Annotated in this window: 2 protein-coding genes; both read left to right on the top strand. The window is 59.1% G+C overall.

Features of this window, described 5'->3' with window-relative positions:
- On the top strand, nt 1-226 hold a 226-nt coding region (locus AACY08_RS27955), incomplete at its 5' end, for a hypothetical protein (protein WP_339472338.1).
- A gap of 170 nt (nt 227-396) precedes the next feature.
- Nucleotides 397-629: hypothetical protein (locus tag AACY08_RS27950; RefSeq protein WP_339472337.1), on the top strand; the 233-nt coding region annotated here is incomplete at its 3' end.

The following is a 629-nucleotide window of genomic DNA, read 5'->3' as shown; positions in this document are numbered from 1 at the left end:
CTTCGACGTAGCCTTGATCTTCCAGGAAGCGGACGAAGCGTCTGACCCGCGCTGCAATGTCCGCCTTATAGACTGGCTGCTGCGCCGAATACCGGTGGCAACGGCACCGATGCTTCTCGAACCGCCGAACGGTCCGATCGTCGATCGTGCGGATCGCGATCCCATGCAGTTCCATCCAATGCAGGAAATGACGGGCCGCAGCGCCAAACAGAATCGCACTGCCTGACCTCTCGTCGAGCGACAGAGAGGAGAGGAATGCGGTGAGTAGAGCGTCGTGACTGGGCGGGTCTTCGACCCGGAGCCGGGCCGCTCGAAACGACAATAATGATCTTGATCGCATGTTGGTTCCTTCGACTTGTTCAGGTCGAGGGAACCGTAATTATCTGGAGTGAAATCATGGAAAACCGAAGGAAACCTGCGTCTCTCGCCGCCACGCTCGACATAAACTGCGACTGCAAAGAATATGTACTCGACTATCTCGCCCATTCCTTCCCGGTCCAGCTCTACGAGCCTTTCTCCGACTCGGAGGGCAACCTCTGCTCCCGGCCCGTCTATCGCGACGGCCAGCCGGTGGAGAGCCGGGAGGCTGTCGCGCGACGCGATCGCCTCATCGAAAAGCTGGCATCGCT

This window comes from Pseudomonas sp. EL_65y_Pfl1_R83, assembly GCF_963970695.1.
Taxonomy (GTDB): Bacteria; Pseudomonadota; Gammaproteobacteria; order Pseudomonadales; family Pseudomonadaceae; genus Aquipseudomonas; species Aquipseudomonas tritici.
This window is presented reverse-complemented; position numbering and strand designations above follow the sequence as displayed.